At 39.4% G+C, this 26,783-nt stretch carries 26 protein-coding genes; 6 read left to right on the forward strand and 20 right to left on the reverse strand.

Annotated features, from left to right (window positions below; translation table 11 throughout):
- Window positions 1-436: 436 nt before the first annotated feature.
- Complete coding sequence (locus PB1_RS12115; RefSeq protein ID WP_004436951.1) at window positions 437-1,390, reverse strand: alpha/beta hydrolase; 954 nt, start codon at window positions 1,388-1,390, stop codon at window positions 437-439.
- A gap of 439 nt (window positions 1,391-1,829) precedes the next feature.
- On the opposite strand from PB1_RS12115, the gene PB1_RS12120 reads away from it, so the two are divergent.
- Window positions 1,830-3,647 carry an ABC transporter substrate-binding protein gene (locus PB1_RS12120; protein ID WP_004436954.1) on the forward strand — a complete coding sequence of 606 codons (1,818 nt, stop codon included), beginning with the start codon at window positions 1,830-1,832 and terminating at the stop codon, window positions 3,645-3,647.
- 470 nt (window positions 3,648-4,117) lie between these two features.
- Here PB1_RS12120 and PB1_RS12125 read toward each other — a convergent pair whose 3' ends face one another.
- Window positions 4,118-4,615, reverse strand: a complete 498-nt coding sequence (locus PB1_RS12125) for a GNAT family N-acetyltransferase (protein WP_004436959.1) — start codon at window positions 4,613-4,615, stop codon at window positions 4,118-4,120.
- A 185-nt stretch (window positions 4,616-4,800) separates the two neighbouring features.
- Between PB1_RS12125 and PB1_RS12130 the strand changes: the two genes are divergently transcribed.
- Complete coding sequence (locus tag PB1_RS12130) at window positions 4,801-5,385, forward strand: DJ-1/PfpI family protein (protein WP_004436961.1); 585 nt, start codon at window positions 4,801-4,803, stop codon at window positions 5,383-5,385.
- Window positions 5,386-5,727: 342 nt separating this feature from the next.
- Here the strand turns inward: PB1_RS12130 and PB1_RS12135 are convergent, their stop codons facing one another.
- The 7 genes from PB1_RS12135 to PB1_RS12165 all read right to left on the reverse strand — a co-directional run bounded on the left by PB1_RS12135 (window position 5,728) and on the right by PB1_RS12165 (window position 12,221).
- Entirely contained in the window at window positions 5,728-6,483 is a 756-nt protein-coding gene (locus tag PB1_RS12135; protein WP_004436962.1) for an ATP-binding cassette domain-containing protein, read from the reverse strand.
- 20 nt (window positions 6,484-6,503) lie between these two features.
- Window positions 6,504-7,271: an ABC transporter permease subunit gene (locus PB1_RS12140; protein WP_004436964.1), complete on the reverse strand. Its 768-nt coding sequence runs from the start codon at window positions 7,269-7,271 to the stop codon at window positions 6,504-6,506.
- A 14-nt stretch (window positions 7,272-7,285) separates the two neighbouring features.
- Window positions 7,286-8,278 (reverse strand): aliphatic sulfonate ABC transporter substrate-binding protein, encoded by a 993-nt coding sequence (locus tag PB1_RS12145; protein WP_004436966.1) that lies wholly within the window; start codon window positions 8,276-8,278, stop codon window positions 7,286-7,288.
- A 188-nt stretch (window positions 8,279-8,466) separates the two neighbouring features.
- On the reverse strand, window positions 8,467-8,742 hold the full coding sequence (locus PB1_RS12150) for a VOC family protein (RefSeq protein ID WP_004436968.1): 276 nt from the start codon (window positions 8,740-8,742) through the stop codon (window positions 8,467-8,469).
- Between the two features lie 85 nt (window positions 8,743-8,827).
- Window positions 8,828-9,379, reverse strand: a complete 552-nt coding sequence (locus PB1_RS12155; protein WP_004436970.1) for an OsmC family protein — start codon at window positions 9,377-9,379, stop codon at window positions 8,828-8,830.
- Between the two features lie 702 nt (window positions 9,380-10,081).
- Window positions 10,082-10,435, reverse strand: coding sequence for an ArsR/SmtB family transcription factor (locus tag PB1_RS12160; protein ID WP_004436975.1), 354 nt, complete (start codon window positions 10,433-10,435; stop codon window positions 10,082-10,084).
- Window positions 10,436-10,448: 13 nt separating this feature from the next.
- Window positions 10,449-12,221, reverse strand: coding sequence for a SulP family inorganic anion transporter (locus PB1_RS12165; protein ID WP_004436977.1), 1,773 nt, complete (start codon window positions 12,219-12,221; stop codon window positions 10,449-10,451).
- A gap of 215 nt (window positions 12,222-12,436) precedes the next feature.
- On the opposite strand from PB1_RS12165, the gene PB1_RS12170 reads away from it, so the two are divergent.
- Together PB1_RS12170 and PB1_RS12175 are read left to right on the forward strand one after the other, a co-directional pair.
- Window positions 12,437-13,072, forward strand: coding sequence for a DUF421 domain-containing protein (locus PB1_RS12170; protein WP_004436979.1), 636 nt, complete (start codon window positions 12,437-12,439; stop codon window positions 13,070-13,072).
- A gap of 65 nt (window positions 13,073-13,137) precedes the next feature.
- Window positions 13,138-13,317 carry an H-type small acid-soluble spore protein gene (locus PB1_RS12175; protein ID WP_004436981.1) on the forward strand — a complete coding sequence of 60 codons (180 nt, stop codon included), beginning with the start codon at window positions 13,138-13,140 and terminating at the stop codon, window positions 13,315-13,317.
- Between the two features lie 217 nt (window positions 13,318-13,534).
- Here the strand turns inward: PB1_RS12175 and PB1_RS12180 are convergent, their stop codons facing one another.
- Complete coding sequence (locus PB1_RS12180; RefSeq protein WP_004436982.1) at window positions 13,535-13,816, reverse strand: YkvA family protein; 282 nt, start codon at window positions 13,814-13,816, stop codon at window positions 13,535-13,537.
- A gap of 432 nt (window positions 13,817-14,248) precedes the next feature.
- Here PB1_RS12180 and PB1_RS12185 point away from each other — a divergent pair, with 432 nt between their 5' ends.
- Window positions 14,249-15,478, forward strand: coding sequence for an IS110 family RNA-guided transposase (locus PB1_RS12185; protein ID WP_003351428.1), 1,230 nt, complete (start codon window positions 14,249-14,251; stop codon window positions 15,476-15,478).
- 323 nt (window positions 15,479-15,801) lie between these two features.
- Here PB1_RS12185 and PB1_RS12190 read toward each other — a convergent pair whose 3' ends face one another.
- The 4 genes from PB1_RS12190 to ku all read right to left on the reverse strand — a co-directional run bounded on the left by PB1_RS12190 (window position 15,802) and on the right by ku (window position 19,149).
- Window positions 15,802-16,005: a cold-shock protein gene (locus tag PB1_RS12190; protein WP_004436984.1), complete on the reverse strand. Its 204-nt coding sequence runs from the start codon at window positions 16,003-16,005 to the stop codon at window positions 15,802-15,804.
- Window positions 16,006-16,194: 189 nt separating this feature from the next.
- Complete coding sequence (locus PB1_RS12195) at window positions 16,195-16,395, reverse strand: cold-shock protein (RefSeq protein ID WP_004436986.1); 201 nt, start codon at window positions 16,393-16,395, stop codon at window positions 16,195-16,197.
- 115 nt (window positions 16,396-16,510) lie between these two features.
- Window positions 16,511-18,166, reverse strand: coding sequence for a glycerol-3-phosphate dehydrogenase/oxidase (locus PB1_RS12200; protein WP_004436987.1), 1,656 nt, complete (start codon window positions 18,164-18,166; stop codon window positions 16,511-16,513).
- Window positions 18,167-18,318: 152 nt separating this feature from the next.
- A complete protein-coding gene (ku, locus tag PB1_RS12205; protein WP_004436989.1) occupies window positions 18,319-19,149 on the reverse strand; it encodes a non-homologous end joining protein Ku in 831 nt (276 codons plus the stop codon).
- A 287-nt stretch (window positions 19,150-19,436) separates the two neighbouring features.
- Here ku and PB1_RS12210 point away from each other — a divergent pair, with 287 nt between their 5' ends.
- The gene (locus PB1_RS12210; protein WP_034645323.1) at window positions 19,437-21,263 is read left to right on the forward strand and encodes a DNA ligase D; all 1,827 of its coding nucleotides are present in this window, start codon (window positions 19,437-19,439) and stop codon (window positions 21,261-21,263) included.
- Between the two features lie 122 nt (window positions 21,264-21,385).
- Here the strand turns inward: PB1_RS12210 and dapF are convergent, their stop codons facing one another.
- From dapF to ribD, 6 genes are read right to left on the reverse strand one after another with little or no spacing between them, the layout of a single operon-like run.
- Window positions 21,386-22,369 (reverse strand): diaminopimelate epimerase, encoded by a 984-nt coding sequence (gene dapF, locus PB1_RS12215; RefSeq protein WP_004436993.1) that lies wholly within the window; start codon window positions 22,367-22,369, stop codon window positions 21,386-21,388.
- A gap of 58 nt (window positions 22,370-22,427) precedes the next feature.
- On the reverse strand, window positions 22,428-23,237 hold the full coding sequence (locus PB1_RS12220) for a HipA family kinase (protein ID WP_004436995.1): 810 nt from the start codon (window positions 23,235-23,237) through the stop codon (window positions 22,428-22,430).
- A gap of 35 nt (window positions 23,238-23,272) precedes the next feature.
- Window positions 23,273-23,740 carry a 6,7-dimethyl-8-ribityllumazine synthase gene (gene ribH, locus PB1_RS12225; RefSeq protein WP_004436997.1) on the reverse strand — a complete coding sequence of 156 codons (468 nt, stop codon included), beginning with the start codon at window positions 23,738-23,740 and terminating at the stop codon, window positions 23,273-23,275.
- 18 nt (window positions 23,741-23,758) lie between these two features.
- Window positions 23,759-24,952 (reverse strand): bifunctional 3,4-dihydroxy-2-butanone-4-phosphate synthase/GTP cyclohydrolase II, encoded by a 1,194-nt coding sequence (locus PB1_RS12230; RefSeq protein WP_004436999.1) that lies wholly within the window; start codon window positions 24,950-24,952, stop codon window positions 23,759-23,761.
- A gap of 18 nt (window positions 24,953-24,970) precedes the next feature.
- On the reverse strand, window positions 24,971-25,621 hold the full coding sequence (ribE, locus tag PB1_RS12235) for a riboflavin synthase (protein WP_004437000.1): 651 nt from the start codon (window positions 25,619-25,621) through the stop codon (window positions 24,971-24,973).
- Window positions 25,606-26,721 (reverse strand): bifunctional diaminohydroxyphosphoribosylaminopyrimidine deaminase/5-amino-6-(5-phosphoribosylamino)uracil reductase RibD, encoded by a 1,116-nt coding sequence (gene ribD / locus PB1_RS12240; RefSeq protein WP_004437002.1) that lies wholly within the window; start codon window positions 26,719-26,721, stop codon window positions 25,606-25,608. Before ribD ends, ribE begins: the two co-directional genes overlap by 16 nt.
- Window positions 26,722-26,783 lie beyond the last annotated feature (62 nt).

Here is a 26,783-nt window from a genome sequence, read left to right on the forward strand (position 1 = left end):
GATCTCTTTAAAGTCAGGCGTAAAATGGAAAACCACCTCATGTAAATTTTTTTGGGAAAGTTTTGTTAAGACACTATTTATATCTATCTCTTTCTTACTAATTACATCATAGATATGAAGTCTATCGTTTTCAGTTCTAAAAATAAGAATCACGTTCTCATCTTTTAAATAGTAGAGATCATTACTAAAAACATTTATACAATGGAACATCAAAACTCCTTGCGAATGATCCACTCCAAAAATTCTGGATGCGGGAATTCTTTCCAAAGCAAAACTCATTGATAAAATTTAAGTCATTTATGTTTTTGGGGTCTAATTTTTGCAAATTTCTTAGGTGAATATCATTGGATCATGTTTGTAGTCTGTTATTAACGTGAAAGTCTCCAAAGTCTATTTCCCCTTTTTTAAAAAATGCAATTATCCGTGTTCAGACACTCTAATTCGGAAGCTGCGAATATTTGTTCAGCCATCCCTTAATGATCTCTTTTAATTCTTGATCCACTGGTCTTTTCACTTGTTTTTTGTAGTCTTTTAAAATAACACCTATACGATGTTCTGCATCTGTTTTCCTTAGTATATGGGTCATATCCTCGATAAGGTGATATTTACACTCACCTTGCACCAAGTCACAAATCTCTTTCACTTGTTCCGGCTTCACTTGTACATCCTTTGTCCCCGTTATCGCTAGGACAGGACAAGTTACATCTTTTAACAGTTCTCTAACATCATACCCATGATGCTCCCGGTTCCATTTTGCGTTAACCTTTTTGCCTTTGTATCGGATAACCGCCTTATCGGTTTCTGTTATTTTTTGTACCAATTCTTCATTCATTTCTACGATCTTTTTATCGACCTTAAGTGGGCGAATTAACCAGCCCGAAAAGCCTTTTTCTGCCCTCATATCCTCAATTAGTTGCTCCCTTTGCCATGCAGTAGTCATAGATAATGGTTCAGCTGAGCCGGCAATGAGAATCATGCCTTGAACCTGCACTTTCTGATTCACAGCAGGCACGATCAGACATCCTTCACTATGCCCAAGAAGTATAATTTTCTCCGAATTGATTCTTGGGTGTTGTCTGGCAAATTCAACTACAGATACAGCATCTTCAATTAAATCGAAAAGTCCAGTTTCATAATAATTACCTCCGCTTTTTCCAATTCCCCGCTTGTCATATCTAAGGGTAGCAAATCCCTGTTCCGCCGCTAAGCTGCTTAATTCAGCAAAAGCATTTATGCGAAGGTTTTTTGCATCTTCATTCCGATCTACTTTTCCGCTACCATGAACCATAACCACGACAGGATAGGTTTCTTCATCCCCTTGTGGAATCGTTAATGTACCTGCCAGCATAAATTTACTCGGTATCAAAACTTCCTGTTCAGTAAATCTCATAGTTATTCCATCCTCCAACCAAAGTTGCTTGAAATAGTATCACCTTACATTGCAACATCAATAGGCTATTGTTGCTTCTTTCTCCTCCATAGTAATGTACATTCGTTACTTCAATAGGCAATCTCATTAAGAATTACAGATCCTCCGAGCAGAAGGTCCAATTGCAGTTCAAAGTGAAGCCGGTTGACCACTTAACTTCCTAGGAGACCTCCAATTCCTGTCGAGGAAAGGACGACAGCCAACAAACCAATAGAATCACGAACGACCGGTTTCGCCATAATGGAGGCCTGTCTGGATGTAACCACGACCGACTTTCTTTCTTCCCCTTCCGATTAAGATCTGATATCTTAATTGTAAGATCCTGATCTAACAAAAAAAGGGCAGAGAAACGAAATGAAATTTCTACTTTTTGCAGTACTTGCAGGGAGGATGGACCTGAATGCAGGCAGCGATTGAGTATCTTACCTTACGCAAAGCCTATCCCAAGATTCCGGAACAGGTACCGGTTCGCGTCTCAATGGAGGAGCTTTCTCAAATTCTCTATTGTACCCCTCGTAATGTGAAACTCATTCTTGCGAAGTTATCCACCAACAAGTGGATCGAGTTCATCCCGGGACGGGGCCGAGGCAACCTGTCTACCCTAACTTTCTGTGTTCCCGGGGAAGAAATACTCTTTATGGAAGCAACACGTCTCATTCAAAAAGGGACCTTGGACAAGGCAATGGAATTGATTCGACAGTACGGGGAAGGAAGTTCCACTAAAAATCGTCTGATTTCCTGGCTGTCCGGATATTTCGGGTACAGTGTGGAACACAACAGCCAACATAAATCTGAAATCCTCCGTTTCCCCATTCACAGAAAGATGAACACCTTGGATCCGGCTTATGCCTACTACGCTTTTGACGTTCACATTGTGACCCAAGTCTTTGACACCTTGGTACAGTACAATCAAAGTTCCGGGAGAATACTTCCCCATCTTGCGCACCATTGGGAATCGAATGTCGATTGCTCCCGATGGGTTTTGTACTTGCGTAAGGGTATACAGTTTCACAACGGACATGATCTAACAGCTTATGATGTGATAAGCTCTTTGCACAGATTGCAAACTTCTGACGAGCACAATTCCCAAGCTTGGTTGCTTAGGGATGTGGAGTCTTTGGAAGCGCTAGATTCGCATACAGTCGCAATCCGGTTGAGAAGACCCAATCATCTTTTTTTGCAGATTTTGAGTTTTCCTCCTACTTCGATTGTTGCACTGGAGGCTTGTGAATCCACTGCCTTAGCACCCTTTCCTATAGGGACAGGCCCCTTCCGAGTTGAAAGGCAAACAGATGACTTCTGTATTCTGGAAGCCTTTCGTCACTATTTCAAAGGTCGTCCATACTTGGACCGGATTGAAATTTTCAATGTGGCGGTCCAATCGGAAGATCTGGGCTTTCTAATGGAACCGCATGTAGTTGTCAATACAGGCGAATCCCCTAAGCAGCAAGTACCCTCTTGGATCGAAACAGAGGACTTCTATCCCGGAAGCAAATTGCTGACCCTGAATCAAGTGAAGTCAGGACCTCTTCAGGACGAGAGACTGAGAGAGGCAATTCACCGGTTTCTTAACCGGAAACAACTGGTGGAGGATTTGGGGGGTAACCGATTATACCCTTCGAACGGGTTTCAATTAAAACGCCCTCCTTCTTATGAAGACAAGGAATTTGACGAGGAGAAAGCACGGAAATTGTTAAGGCGGTCCGACTACAAAGGGGATACCTTAACACTGTATGTCTATGAACGGCATGTACCCGATGCATATTGGATTCAGAAACAGTTTGGCAAAAATGGGATTCAACTTGAAGTGAAAATTGTGGAATGGAGGGACCTTCTCCTCCCGGAGACAATAAAAGAGGCCGATATGATTCTCTACGAAGCAAATCTGAGTCACCCGCAACTCTCTTTGCTTGAAGCTTTGCAATCTCCTTTCAGCTTTATTCGGAACCACATGGGCCCGGAACTTGCCTCTGTTGTGGACGTGAAGGTCTCTCAGGTGCTTTCGGAATCAACAAATGAAAAGCGGGAAAGAATCTTGGACTCAATCGAACAAATCCTAAAGCATAATTTTGCTTTATCCTTCCTTGTTCACATGAAGCTGGAAACATCTTTCCATCCCTCGCTTCGGGGGGTACAGATAACTACCAATGGCTGGGTCGATTTCAAGGACTTGTGGTACCAGCCAAACGAGGCAGTTCGTTTTTTGACTTCTACCTAGTCATGCTAAAGAATGTCATTAATCATTTAAAAGCAGTTGCTCATCTCGGAGCCGCAACAAAGCGGCTCCAAACGACAATTCCAGATGTACTATTGTATTCGTGTATTTTTGAATAATCTCCTGTAAAGAAGCAGCATACTTCCTGCGTTTTTCTCGGACAACGCCAGCCAAAAAGGTTAGAACTCCAACAAAACAATCATCATGTACCGCATTCCATCATCACCCTACCCATGTTATTATTTAAATGTACAAATGACAAGGTGACTCTGTGGGCATACTCTCCAGAGAAAGACGCAACGGAAATACTTGTTTTGCAAGGCAAATAACCTATCACGCCCACCACTTCTTGTTCAGCCGTGCTTTACCGTTTATTAGATTATCCGTTCTTAAATCATATGAAATTCACAATCTGAAATAACATGACAATTTACATTTGAGCATTATAAATTTTCATGTGTGAATATAACAACTTATAAGAGCTTTGACATGTAATACTCGTCAACATATTGCCCATTAACAAGAAGCGAATCCTTTTTAATTCCTTCTTTTTGAAACCCCATTTTACTGTACAAAGATAGTGCTGCACGGTTGCTTGTAATCACTGATAATTCCAAACGGTGAATTTTATGTTCTCTTGCCCAATTTTCTAACTCGGTAAATAATTTATTTCCTATACCTTTACCTCTATATTGGTCTAATATACCTACCACAAGATATACAGTATGCTTGTTTCGTCTTGCACGTCCACCTATTGCAACCAAGTAACCAACGAGGTTACCCTCTACTTCCGCTACAAGTATTGTAGAATTTCCCTTTTTCTGCATCGCTTCAATTTGGCTTCGTTGCTGTTCTGGAGTAACTTTTCTTTCATTAGCCTCAAAAAGCATAAAATCCGATTCACTTTCAACTTGCAAAATCAGATTTACAAACTTTTCTGCATCATCAGATGTAATGTGTCTAATTTGCATATAATTCTCTCCCATACGAATATATAATAGATAATTCAATGCAAATCATTATAACCCTTTTTTAAATCAACCCGCCCCTGGCCTAATAAAAGAGGGAAGTTTTGATATCAGGAGTGGACAAGTATGGTAATTTAAAACTAAAAATAATAAAATAGTTAATATTTTGTATTTGTGGAGGGCTTTCTATGAAAGTTGCATTTATTCTTTTCGACAAAATGACAACTCTTGATTTTATTGGTTTTTATGACTCAGTAACACGCTTGAAAACAATGGGCTTTAATGAGGATTTAAGCTGGAACTTGTGTGGAACGAAAGATGAAATTAGTGACGATCGGGGAATTACATTCAAGATTAAAGAAGTCTCTCCTGATTTATCCCAGTATGATTTGCTATATGTCCCCGGGGGATTTGGTACTCGTCAATTATTGCATGATTCTGAATTTATAGAATGGTTGAAAACGGGTAGAAATGCAAATTATAAAGTGTCAGTTTGTACAGGTTCCTTACTGTTTGGGGTTGCTGGTTTTCTGAATGGGAAGAAAGCTACGACTCATCCCGCTGCATATGATTTGCTTCGGCCTTATTGTTTAGAGGTCATAGAGAACCGAATTGTTAAGGACGGTAATATTATTACTGGCGGTGGGGTAGCAACAGCGATAGATCTCGGATTATACATTTGTGAACTGCTTGGAGGTGCGGATGCTGTTCTAAGTATTCAAAAACAAATGGACTATCCGTATTACAAAGTAGGGCAATACAATTTAGACTAATTGCTCCGTACTAAGGCTTTAAATCGGGTACCAGGTGATAAATGGCATTAAACTTTGTCCCAATAAAACTGTACGTTGATCGTCTCTTCTAAGCCAATTTCGTCACAAATAGCAGATATCAACTGAGACGGCTCATGATAGATTAATAGTTACTGAAGCGATGACAAGTATAATTAAAAACAGCCGCTTTCCCAGAGACTGAGGAAGCGGCTTAAAACCAGCTGAATGCCATAAATTGAAGTATTCACAATCATGATGAAAAGAGATAATTCGATACATTAATGTACATAATCCTTCAGTTCAGAAGAATCCTTTATTTTGCTCCTTTTTCAGTATAGTAGTTTATGAGTTCATGATTTTGTCCAAAATATTTTTCTCTAATAACGTCAAAGAAACATCAGAAAATTCACGTGGTCTTTTGGCAGTGTTCTTAATATCTAACGTGATATTTCCGTCCTCGATTAAGATAATGCGATCTCCTAATTTTACAGCTTCCCGAACGTCATGTGTTACGAGCAATGCTGTAAAACCCTGTTCAAGCCAGAGTTTTTCAATTAAATTTTGCATTTCCATACGAGTTAAAGCATCTAAAGCACTCAATGGTTCATCTAATAATAATAAAGACGGGTCGTGCACTAACGCTCGGGCAAGAGCAACGCGTTGCTGTTGCCCGCCTGAAAGTGTTGATGGCCATTGATTTTTATAAGGAAGTAAACCGACATTATCCAAAGTTTGTTCAGCTTTTTCTTTCCAGTTTTCTTTTAAGCCAAGACCAACATTATTTAATACCGTTTTCCAAGGTAAAAGCCGAGAATCTTGATACATCATAGTAGCACTTGTATTAGATTCTTTAATAGGTAACCCATTAAAGGTAATTTGGCCGGCATTCGGCTCTTCTAAGCCTGCGACCAATCGTAAGAGTGTACTTTTCCCACTCCCGCTTTTTCCAACGATTGCAACAAACTCTCCTGATTTGATTTCAAGAGAAAGATTTTTTAATACAGTTTTTTCTCCAAAAGTTTTTTCAATGTTCTCTAATTTTATATGAACACCCTGAGCTCTATTGACCTCTTCAATAGTTAATGAAGGTACACCCACTATGAAATCCCTCCATATATTTAACGATTATAACTCTTATGCCAGCGAAGTACTTTCCGTTCACCAAATCGTGCAAGTAAATCAGCTAATTTCCCGAATAGTGCATACAATATAATCGTAATAATGATAATATCTGATTGCATAAATTGTTGAGCTGTCATAGCCAAATAACCAACACCTCTCGTTGTCGCTATTGTTTCAGCGACAATTAAGGTAATCCACATAATACCTAACGCATAGCGCAAACCTACAAAAACAGAAGGTAATGCACCTGGCAATAAGATTTCTTTAAAAAGATTCCATCCTTTTAATCCGTACATCCTTCCCATTTCAATAAACCCTGGATCAATATTTTTAAGGCCATGTAGTGTATTAATATAGACTGGAAACATGACACCGATGGAAACGAGAAAGATTTTTGCCCCTTCATCTATGCCAAACCAGATAATAATAAGTGGTACAAGTGCCAGGTTTGGAATATTACGAATCATTTGTATTGAAGTGTCCGTAAAAAGGTATAAATATTTAGATACCCCATTCGCAACACCTAGAATAAATCCCAACCCTCCTCCAATTAGTAAGCCAACGAGCGCTCTAGTCACACTTACTTGCATATGATAGATCAATTCTCCAGAAACAACTAAATGATATGCACTCTTTAAGATTGTGAGCGGAGCAGGAAGCAGTTTAGTTGAAATCCATTCATTCGTTGAAACAATATGCCATCCAACAATAAATAAAAAAGGAATGATCCAAGGTATGATTTGTAATAATACTTTATTCTTCATAAAATTCTCCCCTCTTATTTAATTGGCATATCTTTAGAAACATCTACTTTTTTAGGGATTAAGCCGATTTCATAATATATATCCGCCTGCTTCTGCTGGGCAGCAATGATTTCTTCATTGATGCGATCAACACCGTATTTACGGCGATTTATTGCTTTGTCAATAATTTTTTCATCAATCCCTATCATCTTTGAAAGCAGTTTAACTACTTCTGGCTTGTTTTCATTTGCCCATTTATCAGACTCATCTATCGCTTCTAAAATAAGATCCACTAATTCAGGATGTTCTTTATTAAAATCTACGTTCGCATAATAAAACGTTCTATTAGGATAACCATAATCTTTACCTTCCGTTAAGTTAATCGTATTTAGATCAATTTCAGCAGCTGCCAAAAATGGATCGTATGATGCGAGTGCATCAATTCTTTTTGTTTCAAATGCAGCACGAGCTTCAGCTGCTTCTTTAAAAAATACCCACTCAACATCATCAACGCTCAAACCGGCATCTTTCAATGCAAGAATAGCCAAATAATGATGATTTCCACCTTTTAAAGCACCAATCTTTTTCCCTTTCAATTCTTTTATTGACTTTATGCCGGACTCTTTATGTACTAGAACACCAACTCCTTCTGGATTTGGCAAGTCAGCTCCAGCATAAACTAATGGCTTGTCACTAGCTTGAGCAAATATTCCAGGTCCATCCGCTGCATGGCCAAAATCAATGTTCCCTGCAAAAAGACCCTCTAATAATCCATAACCGTGGCTAAATTCTTTCCATTCTACTTTATATCCATCTTTCTCAAGTTTTTTTTCCAAGATGCCGCTTTCTTTTAATATATTTATAGTATTTCCTTTTTGATATCCTACACGAATTATTTTATCTGTCTTGCCTTTTGTTTCTTCACTTGGTGCTTTTTTAGAATTATCGGCGGAGCCGCACCCTGCCAGCATAAATGCAATTGCAAGAATAAAAATCAAAAACTGACTTATATTTCGTTTTTTTCTCATTTTTTCTCCTCCATTCTTAGATAGTATATAGGATTACTAGGATTTAAAGTAAAATAAAATAGTGATGTATTCATCACAAGTAAAGCTTTTTAATCTTATAAATTCGAACCAATAATTCAAACGTTACATCACTTCTATCACTGGAAAAATTAACTTGAAATGGTCTTTCCCCTCTCTTCTTCAGTACTTCAAATTGCAACCCGCGAAAACCCTTCTGTGAACCTGTCATTCACAACGGTTTCCATTAAACTGTGTTTCGGATGCTCGGTTTGCTCAACTAGTTTTCTATCATATGTACTAAGAAATTCTATATAACTTAAATCAAAGTAACTAAGTGCATTGTATGTACCACAGTTTTCGTGCACTCCTCCTTCAACGGCGTATATCCCATTTTCTTTTAGAATGGCAATTGCTTCTTCTGGTTCTTCTACAAAATGGACTAAATGATCAAACGCAAAACTCATTACTACTCCTCCAGTACTTCAAACATACAATGGGAAAGAAGCTACGGAGACACCTTTTCCTCTATTAAAGAGTCCCGAATATTATTTAAGCTCGTATTTTTTCCGAAGATTGGTTTGTATGAATGACTTCCCCTTCGATCTGTTGAGGGTTTTTCAATAAATTTAGTATTGGACATACTTTTTCCACTTCCTCATGAAGCTTTGCTATGGTTTCTGGCGACTCCTCTGACTGAATAAAAAGTTTGTAGCGAATATTATGAGGGTAAATTGGTACATCTTCGAATCCTTCTTTACCAGCTAGATGATTTTGTATCCCCGTTATTTCTACTTCTAATGAATCTATCGATATTTGCAACAATGAAGCTTGAATTAATGTAATATGTGTTAAGCAGCTTCCCAAGACTCCCAACTGTATTTCCGGGGAAGTAGGTCCAAGACTGTATCCGGCAAAATTTTCGGGGCTGTCACTAATAATTTGAAAATCACGAATTCTAATCTCACGAACTCCACTTCGTCCCTTTGCTTTAACTCTTGCTTTTATTGGTTCGACTGCAGATTCAGGATGCTTTTCATAATGCTCTTGCAATTTTAATCCTGCTTCACGCTTTTGAACAAGATATTCTTTTAAAGTTGACATAAAATCACTCCTATTATTTTAAGTTTTATTATCATTTATATCTTTAGAAACTAATTAATGTTTTATCAAAATAATCTATGAATTTTTAAATATACTAGTTCACCATTGCTTCTACTCGGAAACTTAGTTCATTCTTCCCTAGGATTATTAAACATAATGCTTGGACTGCCTCTTCGATAACTTTTCCTGCATCCATAAAAACGGCATGATTAAATACTTCTTGGGCAAATGCGAATTCGTTTTATAGAGGTTTCCTCTATGATTAATTTCTCATAATAAAAAATATTTTATGGATTTTTTATGAAACGATATCCGATTTATATGAATATGTTCACCTCCTCTTGCAACAAAAAAAGAGATTCACCACACATTAAAGTGAGGTTGAATCTCCAGTAGTCTGGTCGACACCATAATAATAATATCCGATTGAAATACTTGGTTTTTGATTAAATAATATCAGCAATTATTAAAAAAATCAATACATATTTATTAGAAATTTAAAATAAGGGTTAATTTTATCATTTTCTCCCAAATATCTTTCATTACAGCAGGCAATTCGTGAACTTTATTCTTTGCCTCTTCCACAAGGAGGTTGGCATTTCTATTTTTGTTTACGTAAATCAGCCCCTTTTCCACAAAAAAAGACCGCCATATTGACGGTCAAAATCAAGAGTTGCCGGGAAAAACAGCCCCGGCCAGGTACTATTCTTCCACTTCTAATTCCTTACTCTTATCGTCATTGATTTTATCCAACATCGATATTGTATCGATGAGATGGTTGTTAAAAATTTGTCTGGCAATATTCAATAAGTCAATAATCATTGGGTCGCGAAGAGAGTACAACACTCGATTGCCATCTTTCGTTCCATTTACGATGTTTTTTGAACGTAATACACTTAGTTGCTGAGATACAGCTGATCCTTCTGTGCCAATAAGCGTTTGCAGCTCATTGACATTTTTCTCGCCTTCCGCTAACAGTTCTAAAATTCTTATCCTTAACGGATGGGCGAGAGCTTTGAAAAAATCAGCTTTAAATTGTTGTAAATCTAGATCCATTATGTCCTCCCTATCAGGATTTGTGAGCCAAACCCGTAAATGCTATGCCTCTTCTCTTTTCCGATTCCCATTCAGAATTTGAAAGCGCTGTACATTCTTGGAATGCGAAATGATTACATCCGATGCACTTTTTATAATCCAAATGAGCTAAGGCAAAATCAATTGCTTCTCCTGTATGGTCAAAGAAATTTTCTTCCCCAATCTCCTCATAAAGTCTTGTTTTTTTCAGGACTTCTTTCGGTTGGTTTTGGATGCCTGAGATAAGGATGATGCCCCCCCTTTTTTGAAAATGCCGGACAATGCTTGCAAAATTTGCTTCTCCTGTTGTATCCATATAGGGTACTTTTCCCATTCGTAAAATCAATACTTTGGGACGGTGGTTAATCGTATCCAATATGTACGATTCAAACATTTGTGCCGCTCCAAAGAAAAGAGGACCTTCCACTGTAAAGATACTGATTTGAGGACAGTCATTCCCCTTGCTTACCAAGTGCGGGCTTACTTTCTTACTTGAATCTAATGGATCTGGAAGCACTTTAGCAACTGTAAGAATTTCACTCATTCGTTTAACAAACAGGATTACAGCTAAAATCAATCCCACCTCAACAGCGATAGTAAGGTTTGCAAATACAGTGAGAAAAAATGTAATAACCAAAATTAAAGAATCACTTGTCTTTGTTTTAAGAATATGGACGAACTCATTTCGTTCACTCATATTCCACGCCACAACCATTAAAATGGGGGCCATACTTGCAAGCGGAATATCGGAAGCATATGGAGCAAAAAGCAATAACACTGCGAAAACAATTAGACCGTGAATGACACCGGACATTGGTGAAGCCGCACCATTTTTTATATTCGTTGCCGTTCTTGCAATGGCTCCTGTCGCAGGTATACCGCCGAATAAAGGCGTTATCATATTGGCGATCCCTTGCCCGATCAGCTCGCGATTGCTGTTATGTTTACTTCCTGTCATTCCATCAGCAACAACAGCGGAGAGCAATGACTCTATTCCGCCAAGCATGGCGATAACAAAGGCCGGACGAAGCAATTGTATTATTTTTTCAGTTGTTATTTCAGGTATTTGAAATTCAGGCAAACCGCTCGGAATTTCACCAAAAGTAGAACCGATTGTCGCTACTTTTCCTGCAAAGAACATTGAGGCAACGATACTTGACACAATTAATCCAATTAATGGTCCGGGAACTCTAGGAAATATTTTAGGTGTAAGCAATATGAGAGTAAGTGATACAATTGCTGTGATTACGCTATAAAAGTTCATCGTATCCAAATTCTCGAAAATCTCTTTCATATTGGACAAGAAATCCTCATGCTTTTCGATTCCTGTAAGTCCAAAAAAGTTGGCAAGCTGGCCTGTAAAAATAATCACTGCGATCCCCGACGTAAAACCTATTGTCACAGGGCGTGGAATAAACTTTATTAATGAGCCGAGTCTAAGCACCCCCATTAGAAATAACATAACACCGGCTAAAAATCCAGCAATTAATAAATTTTCATAACCGTACGTCATGACTATTCCTAACAGAATGGGAATAAAGGCTCCGGTTGGACCTCCAATTTGATACTTGGAACCGCCGAGAAGTGAAATCAAAATTCCCGCAATGATTGTCGTATAGATGCCATACTCAGGCTTCACTCCTGACGCAATAGCAAAGGCCATGCCAAGCGGAATAGCAATAATACCGACAATTACACCTGAAAGTAAATCCTTCCGAAAATTCTGAAAACTATAACCGTGATATCTCCCTAATGACAATTGTCTCACAAATACCCCTTCTCCTCAATTTTCTATATTTGAATTTTTGAATATACATATAATATTAATATCTATTTTTTGATCTGTCAAAGCAAATTATAATTTTTTTAAACCAAGCTGTTTAGCCTGAAGGGAATTCGCAAACATTATGTATAAATACAAGATACAGAGGATGAAAATGGAAACAATAATCACTACTTCTGCTCGGTTTCTTTGTCTTATTTTTGTTAACACATGTCCTCGGAAAAAAACAATTAAGTCAAATGACTTTTTTTACATATATCACCGGGATTGCTTTAGGGAATATTGCCGGAGATATGGTTGTTCACCGAGATATTAAATTAATTGACGGAGTCACAGGTTTGATTCTATGGGCTTTATTAACCTTCACACTAGAGTTCATCAGTTTAAAATCTTCCAAAGCAAGAGTCTTGCTTGATGGAGAACCAACGATTGTGATAAAAAACGGAAAGATTCTTGAAAAAGCAATGGCATCCAACAAATTAAACATGGATGACTTAAGCATGCTTCTTAGGTTAAAAAACATATTTTCCGTCAAAGATGTTGATTACGCAATCCTGGAACCTAACGGACAATTGAGTGTGCTGAAAAAAGTCGAACTTGAACCTGTCACAAAGAAAGATTTAAAAATTACATCCAGTTCCCGGCTGTATTTACCGACTGAGCTGATCGTTGACGGCGAAGTTGTTAAGAAAAATCTTCAGGAACTGAATTTAAGTGAAGAATGGTTGAATCAACAATTGCTATTACAAGGAATCCATAAATTAGAAGATGTGTTTTTTGCGGAATTGCAAAGTGACGGGAGCATCTATATTGACAAAAAAACAGATAATGAATAAGAAAGGGCATAAAATCACCGTACAATTCAAAAAATATAGTGACTTTATTGAGGGAGTGAATACGAATGGATGTCAAACGAGTTAAGCAAATTTTGTCTTCTCCTGCTGATATTGAGGTAACGTATAATGGTGCATCAGTATGGATCGATCAGCTTAATGAAGACGGGCGAACGGCTACCGTCCATCTGCGTGGTCCTTTAGAAGAAAGAACAGTAGTGGATATTACAGAGCTAAAAGAAGAATAAACGATTGAAAAACCGGGCATCTGCCCGGTCCTTCTTATTTGCTAAATTGAAATGGAAGATCACTATTGTGTCCGACGGTTCATATACCGGAACGACGGCTCAATAATCGAAATAAAGACTCATAAATCAAAATAAGGGCTTATTAATCGAATCATAAGCTCATTAACTTTCCTTGATAAGCAATGAGAAGCGACTAAAACAATTTGGAACCCCCCTCTTACGGTTTATTTTTTAAATTGTATTTTTCTTTAAGCGATTCTGGTGCCATTTTTACGATTTGCTGCAAAATGAATGTTAACACTGTGATGTCATCAACAACCCCAATAAATGAAAAAAAGTCAGGGATTAAATCAAATGGAAAGAAAAAATAGCCCGCTACCAATAATACGGAAATCATCTTTTTTGATATTGCCACTTCTTTTGAAAGAAAAAAATCCATTAAAAATGGAAATGACCTGCGCACATTTAAAACAAACTTTAGTCTCTTCCAGAATTTCAACGAAAAACCCTCCTCGTATAGTATTTTTAGAATTCTCTTTTGAGGTATTTTCCAGTTAGATTTCTGTTCATTCATAACTTCATAGGAGCTAGTTCAGATAGTGGTGGGCTAGCCCACCACTATCTGAAGAATTTCCATTTTAGGGGTGGACTTTTCGTGATGTCCCTAGATAATGGTTTTAAGGATCATTTGGGGAAATCCTTCTCCCTCCTGTAGCTTTGACTACTTAATAAAGTCTGTTTCTCCAGCTCTTGTTTGAACTTCTAACCCGCAGGCTGTTCCCTCTGGCAACCCATGCTGGAAGTGGCAGCTTCCAGGCAGCTCATGGATCAGAGCGAGTTCTCATACGCGAGGGTGATTGATCAACAAGTGCGCTGGGGACATCCCGAAGAGTCCTTCCCACTGATCCTAAAATGAAAGGAGGTTTCTCCCATGAAGTTATTTGTCGGAATAGACGTCAGCTCTCAAGATATGAAAGCTTGTGTCATGAATTTAGATGGTGAAACATTATCTTCTCAAACTGTTGAAAACAATTTAACCGGGGCATCTTATCTACGAAATCAAATTGTAGATATTGCCCAAAAAAACTTGATTCAAGAGATTCAAATTGGAATGGAAGCAACATCTGTTTACAGTTGGCATCCATCCATGTTCTTTCATGAAGATGAATCCTTGAAAAAGTTTAAAACGAAAGTGTTTACGATTAACCCAAAACTAATTAAGAAGTTTAAGGAGTCTTATACGGATCTCGATAAAACAGACCATATCGATGCCTGGATTATTGCGGATCGACTCCGTTTCGGGCGCCTTCGACTTTCGGCTGTCATGCAGGAACAATATATTGCCCTTCAAAGATTAACGAGAATGAGATATCATCTCGTTCACAATTTAACTCGTGAAAAACAGTATTTCCTCCAACACCTTTTTTACAAGTGCAGTTCCTTTACGGCTGAAGTGGAAAGCTCCGTGTTTGGGAACGCCATGATGGAGCTGTTACTCGAAAAGTATAGCCTGGATGAAATCAGCTCCATGGATATCCAGGAACTTGCGCATTATCTTCAGGAAAAGGGCAAAAATCGCTTTACTGATGCCGAATGTATAGCCAAGTCCATTCAAAAGGCAGCCAGATCTTCTTATCGTTTATCCAAGTGTGTAGAAGACTCGATTGACCTTTTGTTGGCAACTTCCATTGAGTCCATTCGCAGTATTACCAAGCAGATCAAGGAATTGGATAAAGCTATTCGAAAGCTACTAGATGGCATTCCAAACACCTTACAGTCGATTCCTGGTATCGGACCCGTTTATTGTGCCGGAATATTAGCTGAAATTGGACAAATTGAACGCTTTGATAATCAAGCATCATTAGCGAAATATGCCGGGTTAACATGGTCCAAGCATCAATCAGGAAAGTTTCAGGCAGAGGAAACAAACATGATACGATCAGGGAATCATTATCTTCGTTACTACCTAGTTGAAGCTGCCAACTCGGTACAACGACTTGAACCTGAATTTCGGGCATACTACCTGAAAAAGTATCATGAGGTTCCAAAGCACCAACATAAAAGAGCACTCGTCTTAACTGCAAGAAAACTTGTGCGTTTGGTCGATGCGCTGCTACGTAACGACCAAATTTACACGCCTAGAAGGAAGGTGGATAAATAGGGAGTAACAAGACCCTAAATCCTTCTATTATTTCCAGTAAATGTAATAAATTTTACTGGGTTTCTTTAGTATTGCCTTTTTTAGAACTTTTACGGTTTAGAATTTCCAATTCCATTGATTTTGGTGCTTGACATATTACCGCAGGACTTTAAACAGGTTCCTGCAAGAAACAATACTATATATCATCCCCTATTTTCTTTTAAATAATGCGTTTGTTGCTTTCAAGCTTTTTGCATATAAAAAGGGGCTGACTCATAAGGGTCTGACTCCCTCCGACTTGGAGGGGGTCTGACCCTTTGCTTTTGAGTCAGCCTCGGAAATCGTCACACTAGATTTTTGTTGTAGTTATGGACAACTTGGAGCATTTTAGTCGTCTCTTTCATTTCACTTTTGCAAAGGGGGCATAAAGGTTTTTCACTGCTTTTAAAATTGTCTCTCATCCAACCTTTGCACTCATCGGATGTGCATTCCCATATCTTTGTTTCTTCCGTGACAATCTCTTCATCATTTCTTCTTCCGAAAGCCATTAGAAAGCCCTCCTTTTGTAGGACTAAAACACATCCATTATATGCTCCGACTGCAAATATTAGAGCCATTTTTTATGAAAATGTTATTTTTTCAGTCCAAAGTAAAAATACTGTACAATTATAGTATACAGTAACTTTACTTTTTTGACCAAAAAAAGAGCCCCATTGGGACTCTTTTAGTTTCTTCCTTCATGATTTCTGGACATTGACGGCTTGAGGTCCGCGTTGTCCCTGTTCAATATCAAATGTAACACTTTGTCCTTCTTCCAAAGTTTTGAATCCTTCACCTTGAATGGCTGAATAATGTACAAAGACGTCATCTCCGCCATCAACTTCAATAAATCCAAAACCTTTCTCGGAATTAAACCATTTTACTCTGCCAGTTGCCATTGGATTCCTCCTGATTTCAATAATAACGTTTATAAGTATTGCCAAAAGAACAAATTCTTATACCCTTTTTTTTCGATTTTACCGCGATTGCGGCCAGTACTTGAATTGATTTCATTCAGCAGTCCGGTACAGATGCTTTTTTTATTTCCTTTTCTAATTCTTCCTTTCTATTCAATGTTGTTTGTTCGTCCCATTCAAAATAGTCTGCCATATAATTTACAGCTTCATCTTTCCATTTCCGGACACCGGCAATATTAAACAAAAGCATTCCTGTTCTTCGGTAAAAAAAATCCACCGGGGTTGCTGCCATTTCATGTTCGAGTGCATATTGCAATTGAGCGAACAATGCAAGAGGCAATTCATATTGATCGGCTAGCGTTTTTTGCTTTCCGGAGATGTCAAATAATATCGGTGCATTTGACCCGTACATCGATATCAAAAATTTTGCTTCTTCATTTGTGAGTCCATTTTTGATCCCATTGGTTATTTGTTCAGCAATATACTTGCTGAAAAAGCTTGATCCGCCGACATCTCCTCCGGATATCGCCAAGTTTTTCGTTTGGCATTCCTTGTATGAAACACCGGTCTCTTTTTGAAGTTTCCCTGAAACTAAGTCAACAACAATTTCAGCCATTTTCCGATAGCCAGTCAGTTTCCCTCCGGCGATTGTAATTAATCCAGATTCAGATTCCCAAATTTCATCTCTACGGGAAATCTCAGATGGATCTTTTCCTTCCTCATGGATTAAAGGACGCACTCCTGCCCAGCTCGATTCAATATCTTCTTCCGAAATGTTCGTTTGCGGAAACATATAATGAATCGCGTTAATGAGGTACTTCCTGTCTGCAGACGTTATAATCGGAGACGCAAGATCGGCATCGTAAAAGGTGTCTGTCGTACCTACGTATGCCTTACCGCCGCGGGGAATTGCAAATACCATTCTTCCATCAGGCGCATCAAAATAAACAGCCTGTTTTAGTGGAAATTTGGATTTGTCGATGACGATATGAACTCCTTTTGTATGTTTTAACGTTTTGCCTGTTTTTGAACCGTCTTTTTCACGGACTTCGTCGACCCATGGACCAGCTGCATTGACTACTTTTTTAGCGCGGATTTCATAGCGTTCACCAGACAAATGATCAATGATCACTGCCCCTCTAACATTACCATTTTCGTAAAGGAATTTTTCCGCCTTTGTATAGTTCAAAGCAGCAGCCCCTTTTTCAACAGCCTTTTTCATCACTTCGATCGTTAATCTTGCATCATCTGTGCGATATTCGACGTAATACCCGCTGCCTTTTAGCCCTTCTTTCTTAATAAGAGGTTCTTTCTCTACTGTTTCATTAATATTGAGCATTTTTCTTCGTTCGCTTTTCTTTACCCCCGCTAAAAAGTCATAAAGGCTGAGGCCGACTGAAATGCTGAATTTGCCGGACGTTCCTCCTTTATAAATGGGAAGCAGCATCCATTCCGGGGTTGTCACATGAGGCCCGTTTTCATATACAATTGCCCGTTCTTTGCCAACTTCCGCGACCAATTTTACTTCAAATTGCTTCAAGTATCGAAGGCCTCCATGAATAAGTTTTGTCGACCTGCTCGATGTTCCGGCGCCAAAATCCTGCATTTCTACCAATGCTGCAGCCATCCCTCTCGTTGCCGCATCAAGAGCGATCCCTGCTCCTGTGATTCCACCGCCAATCACAAGCAAATCGAATTCTCTATCTTTTAGATATTCGACTATTTTTTTCCTGTTTGTATTTGAGAAATTCATTAAGCTACCTCCTTGCAGTGATGAAGACAAAAAAGAAAGAGAGACCAAATAAACATTACCGGTCTACGATAATGATATGTGGTCTCTCCGTTTCTCCTGCTCAAATATTTACTTCAAGTCAAGATTTTTAAAAAAAATTTGGCGAAATCGTATTACGCTTCTCTCTTTGTTTTTGTGGCAGTGCGTTTTTTCCTTGTTTCCGTCTTTTTCGGTTTTGTCCTGTCAATGGAAGCCTGCAATGCAGCCATGAGATCCGTTACATTCGAAACAGGTTCTTTTTCTGCCGGTGTCACGACTTCTTTTCCTGTACGTTTCGCTTCAATTAATTCAAGTAATGCCGTCCGGTAGTCATCCGTATATTTTTCTGGTTGAAAATCCGTTGTCAGCTGGTCAATTAATAAAATGGCCGTATCAATTTCTTTCTTCGTTACTTTATTTTCTGCCGGCACATTCGGAACGTCGGCTGCAGATCTTACTTCATCCGGATAATGGATCGTTTCCATAACAAGCGTATTTTCATAAACCCGGATAACGGCGAGCTGCTCTTTTGACCTGATGATGATTTTGGCGATGCCGACTTTTTCCGATTCTTCAAGCGCCTTGCGCAGTAATGAATAAGCTTTTCCCCCGCCATCACCTGGTGACATATAATAGCTTCTGTCATAGTAAATCGGGTCGATTTGTTCCATTTTTACAAAGTCAATGATTTCCACTGCTTTGTCTTCATTTTCCCTTTTCAAATTTTCCAAATCTTCTTCATCAAGAACAACAAATTTTCCTTTTGTGTATTCGTAAGCCTTTACGATGTCTTCATTTTTTACTTCCACATCACAGACAGGACAAACTTTTTCATATTTTATTGGCGATTTGCATTCTTTATGAAGGTTGCGCAGTTTAACGTCCTTGTCTTCTGTTGCTGCATGAAGTTTAATCGGGATATTTACAAGTCCAAAGCTTATGCTGCCTTTCCAAATTGTATGCATGTTCCATTTCTCCATTCAGTCATTGATCTATACTTAATTTGTATGAATTGATAAAGACCATGCATTTAAATATTTGGAAAAAGAATAATTTTCAAAGTGCTTTTACTCTCGTTAGACTGGCGTTTACTCCCTTTCGGCAGTGATTTACTCCCGTTCAAGACGCATTTACTCCCGTTCAGCCGAATTTCAGACTAAATTAGGACGAAGTTAAAGTTTTAACATACTTTGTCCGATAAAAGTTAAAGCTATAAGAGAACCCATAAAACGAGAAAGGATGAGTGTTCGGATTGAAACCGATGCTGCCTACTCTCACCTTTGATGTCCCAAAAGGAGATGATTGGCTGTTTGAAGTGAAATATGACGGTTTCCGGGCGATTTTGGAAGTGGGCGAAACCGTTTCGCTTACAAGCCGAAACGGAAAAGATCTTCTTCCTCTTTTTCCGGAAATTGAACATTTTTTAAAAAACTCCTTGGATCACTTATCACCTTACCTGCCTTGTACTCTTGACGGCGAACTTGTTTTTCTTAAAAATCCATACAAAGCAAATTTCGCTGCCATCCAAGTTCGCGGCAGGATGAGATCTCAGCAGCGAATCATTGAAAAAGCACGAAAAGCTCCCTGTCGCCTGCTTATTTTTGATGTCTTGAAATTAAAAGGCAAACAAGTAAGAAATATTGACTACCAAGAAAGAAAACAAATGCTGTTTGATTTTTTTGAAAAAACAGGACTTCCCCTCGCTCCCGATGAAAATGATGAAAGACTTGTACAGTTCATACCGGCAAATAACAACTTTCACACCATTTGGGAAAACATTGTCATTTATGACGGGGAAGGGATTGTTGCAAAACAGTTGAAAAGCCGCTGGGAAGAAGGAAAAAGGACAACAACGTGGCTGAAATATAAAAATTGGAAATATGTTTCTTGTTTTATAACGGCATATGAAAAATCGAACGGCTATTTTTACGCAGCAGTTTATAAGGACAAAAAAATTTACCCAATCGGGCAGTTTCTTTTTGGACTAAAACCTGATGAAAAGCAAGCACTTTTTCAGATCATAAAAGAGAATATGACCGGTGAAGACAAACAGTTTATTTACGTCGATCCGGCCATTTGCGTTGAAGTGAAGTACCTGGAAATGTATGAGGAACAAATGAGAGAACCTCATTTTAACCGCTTCCGTTTCGAGCTTTTACCGGAAGACTGTACATATGAGAAATTTCTATTACAACAGAAAAATCTCCCTGTTGAAGTAGAAATTACTCATCCTGAAAAACCATTATGGGAAACTCCCCCCATTCAAAAGATGGACTATCTTCACTACTTACGGGAAATTTCCCCTTATATGCTTCCATTTTTAAAGGACAGGCTATTGACGGTAATCCGCTATCCACATGGAATTTTTGGCGAAGCTTTTTATCAAAAAAATTGCCCGGATTATGCTCCGGATTTTGTCGACACTCACGAAGAAGAAGGCATCCAATATATCGTATGCAACAATCTTAAATCATTTTTATGGCTTGGAAACCAGCTTGCCTTTGAATTCCATATTCCTTTCCAAACGATCACAAGCCAAGGTCCGAGCGAAATCGTTTTTGATTTGGATCCGCCATCAAAAGATGCATTTCCTTTAGCAATAAAAGCGGCCATTAATATAAAAGAGGTGCTGGACCATCTGGAGCTGATCAGCTTTATTAAGACATCCGGAAACAAAGGTCTTCAAGTGTACGTCCCTTTGCCGGATAACCGTTATTCCTATGAGGATACAAGACTGTTTACGTCTTTTGTTGCCGATTATCTTGTTTCGAAGGATCCGGGTTCCTTTACAACGGAAAGAATGAAAAAAAAGCGCGGAAATCGGCTGTACGTGGACTATGTCCAACATGCGGAAGGCAAAACGATCATTGCCCCGTATTCACCCCGCGGCAACTCAAAAGCGACTGTAGCTGCTCCGCTCTTTTGGGAAGAAGTAAATGAGAACCTGTCAATAGAGTCCTTTCAAGTAACCTCAATTTTAAAACGTTTGAAAGACAGCGGAGATCCGTTTCAAACTTTTTTCAAGGCAAAAGAATTGCAAAGATTTCAGCCTGTTCTCGATTTCCTAAAACGAAAATGATAAAAAGAGGCTGGCCCATAAGGGTCTGACACCTTCTAACTATGACAATATACAGAATGGTTTTAATATATTTTGTCAATATACTGTATCGGAGGGGTCTGACCGCTTTGCGAGTCAGCCTCTTATAAAAATTTGCTTAAATGTTCTTTTACATGACAGCCTAATTTGTCATATTGTATTTGTTCTTCCGCAAAATCTTGTTTCTCACCGACGGTGAAAGATTCCGGCTGATTCACATCAACATGAATTTCAGCTCTATACACATATGTCGCATTGCCGATCAAATCAATCGTATAAGCTCCGTCCTGTTGGTGAACAACACAGCGGACCTTTCCGCCATTGTTGTACACTTCAATCGGTTCTTCAACAGAATTGAATCCGTTCAAACATGTAACAAGGCTTGAAGCAGACATCGCCGTGCCGCATGCGTTTGTAAATCCTACCCCGCGTTCAAACGTACGGACATATATTTGCCCCTTTTCAAGCGGCATGACAAAGCTTACATTTACGCCATCAGGGAAAAGTTCATTTGGGCCGTTCACATATTCACTAATATGTTTTTGTACTTCTGAATGAATTTGATCCTTGTCTACGATCGAAACGAGATGCGGATTTGGTACGGCAAGTGCGGAAAACACCAATTCGTTTGAAAGTGCAGGAATTTTTTCATTCAGCAATGTATTTTGGTCCAATACAAGCGGCAAATCGTTTAATTGAAACGAAACCGGAGAAATCTCCACCTGGTAGGTAGGAACATTCGGAAAAATATCTTTTTGCTTTTTTACCGGAAGATCTGCTTTCATTGTATTGATTAAAGCTTCTTCTTTGCCGTAGAGCTCACAAACATAACGGGCTACACAGCGCAATCCGTTTCCGCACATGGACGCTTCTGACCCGTCCGCGTTAAATATGCGCATTCTCGCGTCAGCATTGTCTCCTTTTTGGACAAATAAAATTCCATCCGCTCCAAGATCCGTTTTACGATCGCACAGTGCAACAGCCAGTTTTGACCGTTCTTCTTCTGTAAAAGAATAGTCGTTTGAAATTTCATCTATTAATAAAAAATCATTGCCTGAACCATGAACCTTTAGAATTACAATATTCAATGAATAAAACCTCCACATAAAAACAATATCCTTAGATTTCCATAAACATCAATTTCATTCAAAATCCATTTTTTCTAATCGTTCTTAATTTGGTCTCAAATTTCATTCGGTTTAATCTTGCTTTATTTCTGTTGTCGCTTTCTGCGATGTCTGTTGAATCAAGGATGGACAGGATCAGCTTTAAATTGTCACTATCTTGAAGCAAAGCAAACAATCTGTCAGCTAACTCCTTTTTCTTTGAACCTGCCTTCTCCATCCAGCTTGATGGTATTCTTTCAATTATTGAATTTGCATCTTCCCATTTAATGGACCGGAGTTTTTGAAAAAAATGATCGGGTTTGATTCCTTTTTTGTAAAAAGGATTACGTTTTAACAACAAAATTGTCTCTTTTTTACAATAATCTTTTCCTTCCAGCAATCCCCTCAGCATAAGTGATGAACCATAATCTGTCGCATATGTTTTCGATTCACCATAAAGCAAATTTTGATTCTTTTCGTAGCGGTCAACGTTTAGTAACAAACAATCATACAAAAAAATTTCTTCCCGTTCCTTTTCGGAAAAAGAAATCTTTCTATCCGATTGCAAAATAAAAGGAAAGGCGATATTTTCCCCAATGCTCTTTTTCCATAAATCTTTCCCTTCATCGTCTAATAACTGGATATTTTCACTGCCATTTATTTCGATCGTTTCAGGTTTTAAAACAGGGAGACCGAGCAGAAGACCGAGTCTATTTGCCACCCACTCGTTGATGGAAGAAAAAGTTCCGTCTCCTGCCCCTATTAATTTGATAAACCATTTTTGCCCTTTTGCATCCTCGCCGACTACCGGAAGCGAAGAGCCGCTTCGGATTACTTCAACTATTTTCATCCGATGTTCCTCTTTGTTAATTAGTTTTTTTCATATTATCCGAGTTGTCTTACTAGATTTGCCATTTCGATCGCTCCGACTGCAGCTTCCCAGCCTTTATTGCCTGCTTTTGTTCCGGCGCGTTCGATCGCTTGTTCAATCGTTTCAGTCGTTAATACGCCAAAAATAATCGGAACCCCGCTATTCAAGCTGGCCGCCGCTACCCCTTTCGCTACTTCTCCGCTTACATATTCAAAGTGAGGCGTTGCACCGCGGATGACTGTGCCCAGTGTAATGACGGCATTAAATTGACCGCTTTCGGCAAGTTTTTTTGCCACCAGCGGAATTTCAAACGCCCCCGGCACCCATGCGACTGTTATATCATCTTCATTTACTCCATGGCGGTGCAATGCATCTTCAGCACCACTTAATAGCTTACTTGTAATGAATTCATTAAATCTTCCTGCAACAATCGCAATTTTAAGACCTGTTCCAATTAAATTGCCTTCCAGTACTTTTTTCATTTTCTTCTTCTCTCCTCGCTATAATTTAAGTAAATGACCAAGCTTTGCCTGCTTTGTTTGCAAATATCGCTCGTTTTCTGCCTTTACCGGCATTTGGATTGGGACCCTTTCCGTCACTTCGAGCCCATATCCTTTTAGACCGGCAATTTTCCTCGGGTTATTCGTTAACAGCCTCATCTTCCTGACGCCAAGATCACGGAGCATTTGGGCTCCAATTCCATAGTCGCGGAGATCGGCCTGAAAACCAAGCTTATGGTTTGCTTCCACAGTGTCATAGCCTTCTTCCTGAAGTTTATAAGCTTTCAATTTATTGATAAGGCCTATTCCTCTCCCTTCCTGCCTCATATAAAGAAGTACCCCTTTACCTTCTTGCTCGATTTGCCGAAGAGCTGCCTCAAGCTGCGGACCGCAATCACACCGATAAGAACCAAAAACATCTCCTGTTAAGCATTCCGAATGAACTCTTACAAGAATCGGTTCATTTCCATCGATTTCGCCTTTTATTACAGCGATATGCTCTTTTCCATCCAGTACGTTTGTATAGCCGACTACTGAAAAACTGCCAAATTCGGTCGGCAATTGGATTTGTACTTCTCTTTTTACAAGTGAATCATGATCAAGGCGATACTGGATTAAATCCTGGATCGTAATTATTTTCAAGCCGAATTTTTCTGCAATTTCCTCTAACTGAGGCACACGTGCCATCGTGCCGTCTTCATTCATTATTTCGCAAATGACTCCGGCAGGCTTGGCGTTGCACAGTCTTGCTAAATCTACAGCTGCTTCCGTATGGCCGGCCCTTCTTAACACACCGCCTTCTTTGGCAACAAGCGGAAAAATATGGCCGGGCCGTTTAAAATCAAATGGCGACGCATTTTCCTCAAGCATCTTTTGAACTGTCAATGAGCGTTCAAAAGCACTGATTCCTGTTGTTGTATCAATGTGGTCAATACTGATCGTAAAGGCCGTTCCATGTGTATCCGTATTGACATCACTCATTGGATTCAATTCTAATTTTGAGGCCAATTCCTCTGTGACAGGTACACAAATAAGCCCCCTTCCCTCTTTTGCCATAAAATTAATGACTTCCGGGGCTGCATGTTCGGCAAGGGCGACAAAATCGCCTTCATTTTCCCTGTCCTCATCATCGCAAACAATTACGACTTTTCCTTGTTTCAAGTCTTCCAGCGCTTCTTCGATTTTATGGAACATTCTGTTTCCACCTTTCATTTACATAAAGCCGTTTTCTCTTAAAAGATCAAGTGTGACCTTGCTGTTCTTATCCTGCCCGTTTTTCCTTTCCATAAATGAATGGATGTATTTTGCCAGCATATCGAATTCGATGTTCACCTTCGCCCCCGGCTCTTTCAAACCAAGCACGGTTTCACTATATGTGTGTGGAATTAATGAAACCGTTATTACGTTATCTTTTATTCCAAAAATCGTTAGCGATGTTCCATCAATGGCTATTGAACCTTTTAACATTGTATATACCGTTCCTGAAGGCGGCACTTCAATATCCACATAAACTGCATTGTCCTTTTTCTCTTTACGGAGAATCATTCCGGTTCCATCCACATGGCCCGTAACAAAGTGCCCGCCAAAACGTCCATTCGCTCCCATCGCTCTTTCAAGGTTTACGCTTGATCCTGTTTTCAATTCGGCAAGGGTTGTGGAATGATACGTTTCCGGCATAACATCAACGGAAAAAGAGAACGAAGTATAATCGGTTACAGTAAGGCAAACGCCGCTTACGGCAATGCTGTCTCCAAGCTTTACATCTTCCAGGACTTTTTTGCCCTCAAGGACTAATCGTAAAGCTTCCCCGCTCCGGGTGATCCTTTGCACCTTTCCTATTTCTTCAACTATTCCTGTAAACATTTGTTATCACCTTCCGTTCTTGCCGGTTTTGCGGTTATTTTAAGATCCGGACCGATACGCTCTACAGAAGTAAACTCCAGCTTTTCAGCATCCCGAACAAAGTCCAGCCCTTCACCGCCAATTGCCGGAATTGCATCCATGCCTCCGATTATTTTCGGAGCCACATAAAAAATCACTTGCTGATATGCTCCAGTTTTCATAAAGGAAGCATGAACCTTTGAACCGCCTTCTACAAGCACGGACATGATCCGCCTTTTACCAAGCACTGTTAAAAGCTCGTTAATATCAATCCGGCCGGTCGATAGCGGAACAACTTCTGCTCCTAACTCTTGCAGTTTGCCGGCTTTTTGCTGATCGAGTTCATTTCCGGTTATGATGATCGTTTTAGCAGTCTTATCTTTTATCACATTTGCATCAAGTGGAATTCGCAGATGTGTATCTAATATAATTCGAATGGGATTTTTTCCGCCTCGGGGCAGTCTGGTGGTTAAGAGAGGATTATCTTTTAGGACGGTTTGAATACCGACGAGAATCGCGTCGTGTTCATGGCGTAATTGGTGAACATCACTTCTGGCTTGAGTGGATGTAATCCATTTGCTGTCACCTGTTTTTGCTGCTGTTTTTCCATCTAATGTGACAGCTGCTTTTAATGTGACAAATGGCTTTCCTGTTTGAATATAATGAAAAAACGGTTCATTTATATTATCCGCTTCTTCTTTGCCGACACCCACTTCTACCTCAATTCCGGCCTGCCGCAATTGCTTGATTCCACTTCCGGCAACGAGCGGGTTGGGATCTAAAGTGGCAACGACAACTCTTTTGATTCCTGCTGAGATAATCAGCTCGGTACATGGCGGGGTTTTTCCATAATGGCTGCACGGTTCAAGTGTTACATACAGATCCGCACCCCGTGCATTTTCGCCTGCTGTGCGAATGGCGTGTACTTCTGCATGCGGAGTCCCTGCTTTAAGATGAGCGCCCATTCCGAGAATCTCGCCATTTTTTACAACAACCGCCCCCACGCTAGGATTGGGGCTTGTTTGGCCGACCGCAGCACGCGCCATGGAAAGCGCCAATTTCATATACTCATAATCCTGCATGCCTGAAAACCATTCCTCCTTAATTTATATATAGCCAGAGTCCGGAAATGCCACCACTCATT

Origin of the sequence: Bacillus methanolicus PB1 (genome assembly GCF_000262755.1) — a bacterium.
GTDB classification, from domain to species: Bacteria; Bacillota; Bacilli; order Bacillales; family Cytobacillaceae; genus Bacillus_Z; species Bacillus_Z methanolicus.

Excerpts from the sequence above, each read along its gene's own strand:
- PB1_RS12115 (WP_004436951.1), bottom strand. The coding sequence starts at position 1,390 with ATGAGATTTACTGAACAGGAAGTTTTGATACCGAGTAAATTTATGCTG.
- PB1_RS12120 (WP_004436954.1), top strand. The coding sequence starts at position 1,830 with ATGCAGGCAGCGATTGAGTATCTTACCTTACGCAAAGCCTATCCCAAG.
- PB1_RS12125 (WP_004436959.1), bottom strand. The coding sequence starts at position 4,615 with ATGCAAATTAGACACATTACATCTGATGATGCAGAAAAGTTTGTAAAT.
- PB1_RS12130 (WP_004436961.1), top strand. The coding sequence starts at position 4,801 with ATGAAAGTTGCATTTATTCTTTTCGACAAAATGACAACTCTTGATTTT.
- PB1_RS12140 (WP_004436964.1), bottom strand. The coding sequence starts at position 7,271 with ATGAAGAATAAAGTATTATTACAAATCATACCTTGGATCATTCCTTTT.
- PB1_RS12145 (WP_004436966.1), bottom strand. The coding sequence starts at position 8,278 with ATGAGAAAAAAACGAAATATAAGTCAGTTTTTGATTTTTATTCTTGCA.
- PB1_RS12150 (WP_004436968.1), bottom strand. The coding sequence starts at position 8,742 with ATGAGTTTTGCGTTTGATCATTTAGTCCATTTTGTAGAAGAACCAGAA.
- PB1_RS12155 (WP_004436970.1), bottom strand. The coding sequence starts at position 9,379 with ATGTCAACTTTAAAAGAATATCTTGTTCAAAAGCGTGAAGCAGGATTA.
- PB1_RS12160 (WP_004436975.1), bottom strand. The coding sequence starts at position 10,435 with ATGGATCTAGATTTACAACAATTTAAAGCTGATTTTTTCAAAGCTCTC.
- PB1_RS12175 (WP_004436981.1), top strand. The coding sequence starts at position 13,138 with ATGGATGTCAAACGAGTTAAGCAAATTTTGTCTTCTCCTGCTGATATT.
- PB1_RS12185 (WP_003351428.1), top strand. The coding sequence starts at position 14,249 with ATGAAGTTATTTGTCGGAATAGACGTCAGCTCTCAAGATATGAAAGCT.
- PB1_RS12190 (WP_004436984.1), bottom strand. The coding sequence starts at position 16,005 with ATGGCTTTCGGAAGAAGAAATGATGAAGAGATTGTCACGGAAGAAACA.
- PB1_RS12195 (WP_004436986.1), bottom strand. The coding sequence starts at position 16,395 with ATGGCAACTGGCAGAGTAAAATGGTTTAATTCCGAGAAAGGTTTTGGA.
- PB1_RS12200 (WP_004436987.1), bottom strand. The coding sequence starts at position 18,166 with ATGAATTTCTCAAATACAAACAGGAAAAAAATAGTCGAATATCTAAAA.
- ku (WP_004436989.1), bottom strand. The coding sequence starts at position 19,149 with ATGCATACAATTTGGAAAGGCAGCATAAGCTTTGGACTTGTAAATATC.
- PB1_RS12220 (WP_004436995.1), bottom strand. The coding sequence starts at position 23,237 with ATGAAAATAGTTGAAGTAATCCGAAGCGGCTCTTCGCTTCCGGTAGTC.
- ribH (WP_004436997.1), bottom strand. The coding sequence starts at position 23,740 with ATGAAAAAAGTACTGGAAGGCAATTTAATTGGAACAGGTCTTAAAATT.
- PB1_RS12230 (WP_004436999.1), bottom strand. The coding sequence starts at position 24,952 with ATGTTCCATAAAATCGAAGAAGCGCTGGAAGACTTGAAACAAGGAAAA.
- ribE (WP_004437000.1), bottom strand. The coding sequence starts at position 25,621 with ATGTTTACAGGAATAGTTGAAGAAATAGGAAAGGTGCAAAGGATCACC.
- ribD (WP_004437002.1), bottom strand. The coding sequence starts at position 26,721 with ATGCAGGATTATGAGTATATGAAATTGGCGCTTTCCATGGCGCGTGCT.